This window comes from Bacillus sp. 196mf (assembly GCF_003217275.1).
In the GTDB taxonomy this organism is placed as follows: domain Bacteria; phylum Bacillota; class Bacilli; order Bacillales; family Bacillaceae_G; genus Bacillus_A; species Bacillus_A thuringiensis_S.
In genome coordinates, this window is the sequence record NZ_QJTG01000077.1 from 1 (window position 1) to 3,673 (window position 3,673).

Here is a 3,673-nt window from a genome sequence, read left to right on the forward strand (position 1 = left end):
TTATCATGGCTACTACTTCTTATTTGAAACTATATAGCCTTATCATGGCTACTACTTCTTATTTGAAACTATGTAGCCTTATCATGGCTATAAGCTCTTATTTCAAGTTTTATAGCCTTATTACGGCTATTACTTCTTACTTAAAACAGTATAGCTTTATCATGGCTATTACTTCTTATTTGAAACTATAGCCTTATCATGGCTATTACTTCTTACTTTTAATAATGAATAGCTATATGATGGCTACAATTTCGTAATTTATGAAACGTTATAGCTATATGATGGTTACAACTTTGAAAAAATGAAACGAGAATATCTTGAAAATCACTTGACTAAAAATTTTTTTATTCTATGTAAATTAGTAATAAACGTTGCTATAAAGCCATTCCATAAAATATGAAAGCAAACACGCTAAAATCATTATAGCTATATGATGGCTACAACTTTCATTTTGAAAATCCCAACAACCTATATGTACCAAGGGTTACAGCGGTTTTCAATAAAATATTACTTGTTTTAAAAACATGAAACGTTATAGCTATATGATGGCAGGAAACATGAAACAAACTGAAACATTTATAGCGGTATGATGGCTACAACTTTCATTTTAAAAATCTCAACAACCTATATGTACCAAGGGTTACAGCAGTTTTTAATAAAATATAACTCGTTTTAAAAACATGAAACGTTATAGCTATATGATGGCTATAACTTTCAAACGAAATTGGATAAAAACCCTATGAAATCAATGGTTTTGAAGGATTTCTCCTACTACGTATTACGTTTCATATTCAAAAAACTTCATAGCCCTATGGTGGCAACAAACTTTTTTTCATGAAACGTCAAACCCCTTGTCACACAAGGGATAGAGGCACGTTTCATTTTTTTGTTTTTTCTCTTAAAGGGACAGATTTCACCAGTATTCGATTTGATATAATCAAAAATGATAATCTATATCTAATTGTGGGGAAAACTGCAACTTAATATATAAGGAGGTGAAAAAGATGGCAAAACCTTTCGTTATAAAGAACAAACGTAGTTTAAATGGTGAAACAACAACACCGGTAATTGTAACAATTAAATCATGGCAAAAGTTAGTAGAAGCTTTAGAAGGTAAGTATTACAGTTTTAAAGATACTTATTTAGAAGACATTGTGAATTCAATGTCCTATGAAGAGCGAATTGCAGATGAAGAGGGGTTTGTTGCAAAAGTAAAGCCATCTTTTTCACTGAAAATGAAAAAGATTGTAGATAAAGTAAGTGAATTTGATAAAAACGAAGGCAGAAAACATAAGCTATATGGAATTACAAATGCTGATTTAGAAGTATTTCTATTTCTTCATAAAAAATGTAATACATATGGTGAGCTTTCGCATGTATCGATCCACATGCTATGGGAAGATTATAAAAATTATAAAGAGGCATTTGCACATATTCACCACTCACAATTTTATGTGGCTTTAAAGAAGTTAAGTTTCCACAACATAATTACAATTGAAAATGAGTACAGTGGTAAATATAAAATCACTTTAACAGATTTCATGAACAAGAAAACAAATAAAGCAAATGCATATACATTTATCAGCCCAATAGTATTTACAAAAGAATTCTTTGAGTTATCTATTGCAGCTAAGAAGCTATTTATGGATGTGGCAATGCAGCAACAACGCGAGACAACTTTGAAACGTTCTTTATTTAAAGTTGACGAACAAGGAAGCTCAACTCATTTTGGCGGTATGTATCGATACCTACATAAGAAATACCCACATCAGATTCGTGCTGTACTTGAGGAATTGGAAACAAAATTGTCTGCTACTGGATCTCCTTTATTTAAAATTTGCAAGTTAGAAAAAGGAAAGAGAAATAAAAGGCAATATACTACGTTGCATTTATCTCTACATCCTGATTTCTTATGCGCGAAAGAAGAAGGAGCAGAATACCGTGATCCATTTACACCACGAGATACATATAAGCGTAAAGTTACATTCATAGAAAACTTATTAATTGAAATGAATATTGCTGAATTTACAAAGGATATGAACCAATTCATTAACGTTTTAAAATACTCTTGTCACCGTCAAATCCGTCAAGTAGTTCGTGGTTTACGAGAAATGATTGATCGACAAGAAGGTTATCCGAAAAAGCTTGTTTATACGCTAAGTAAATTATTAAAGCAATCTTCTCAATACCGTGTATTGGATACAGCTGCTAAAACCGGCATCTATCCTTTAATTACACACAATGTACCTAAATATGAACAAGAAGAGGCCATCTTTAAATTTGGTACTCATTTTGCTATTTACTCGTTACGCAATGTTCAAAAGCTATTCCGTAAAGCGCATGACCTGCTTCAAGCAAAATACGCCGTACCTGTTACTATAGATGCTTACCATCGTAATTACATGCAGTATCAAGAGGAATCACTGTTTAGAAAGTATGCTTATGAGCAAGGCGTAAACATTAACGCATATACAGCATTAGAAATTGAAATTCGCGAACTATTAAAGTCTAGTGGGCATAAAGGAAATCAAATCCCTAGTGATATTCGTGAACTGTTCATTGAAAAAATTGATAAATTGCCGAAGGAAAAGATTCGTGTAATTGAAGTCCCTGAAGATTTCGATTTAATTCCGTTTCTACAGTCCTTAGAAGCGTACTACCGTTCAACAAAAGAAGTGCCAAATACAGTTGATCAGCTGCTTCCAGCAATGTAATGATACAGCTCTCTATTTTTGAAAAAAACAAAAGTAGAGGGCTATTCGTGCTGGGAATAACGTTTCGCGTATGTCACTGCAAATAAAAAAGAGAGGCGTTTTCATATAAATTGAAAACTTCCTCTCTTTTTTTATGCAATTTCATACATTACAGTTCGTTAAAGATCTGTTATTCACAATCTTGCCAAATACAAAGTCCGAATTTTCAATCTTTCATATCGTTTGTATCTACAAAAAAACATAAACTTATTTTTAAATTCTGTTGATATCTTAATAAATTTAATCAAATGTGGAGAATTTATAGTTCAAAACACTGTTGTTATAAGTTTCAATCCTTATATCTACTTAAAATCAGAAATTCTATTGTTAGTTAAGTTGAAAAAGTGGATTCTGTTCTTAACTTAAAGTGTTTTGTTAATTAATTGTGTATAGAATTCTTTAAAATGTGGAGAATCTGTTAATAAGGCTTCTAAATTAGCACTTATTATTTATTCCATTTCGTGTATCAATTTAACGATGATTATATGTAGTTTTCACATTTCTACTTTTTGATTTTTTGTGGTTTTGAACCATAACTAAGTCATATAGATACATTACCAGTAATTACTGTTTGTGATTTTTTACGTATATAATATTTATAAACCCCTGGTATATCAATGTTTAAACACTATTTTTCTTTTGTATAAAAGTTTTATCTTTAATCTTTAAATATTTTAAAAGAGATATATTATATAAGGTTTTTATATTGTTTAATACTTACTATAGAGCAGCAATTTTGTGTATAACCAATTTCATTTTTTAATGGAATTGGTTTTTTATGTACTTTAATATACAACATATTTAGTATAAAGGATTCTAAAAAAAATTGTAACTACTCAGCTTAGTTAGGAAACAAGGCATGCCAAATACATGTTTCCGATTTGAAAACATGATAAAGAAAAGACTCCAATCAGAGAATG

1 protein-coding gene and 1 pseudogene are annotated in these 3,673 nt (G+C 30.4%); both read left to right on the forward strand.

What is annotated here, in order from left to right; all coding sequences use genetic code 11:
• Positions 1 to 191: pseudogene (locus tag ATL10_RS31645) on the forward strand (hypothetical protein); the annotation flags it as partial.
• 813 nt (positions 192 to 1,004) lie between these two features.
• Positions 1,005 to 2,714, forward strand: coding sequence for a hypothetical protein (locus tag ATL10_RS30370; RefSeq protein WP_110498324.1), 1,710 nt, complete (start codon positions 1,005 to 1,007; stop codon positions 2,712 to 2,714).
• The last annotated feature ends 959 nt before the right edge of the window (positions 2,715 to 3,673 follow it).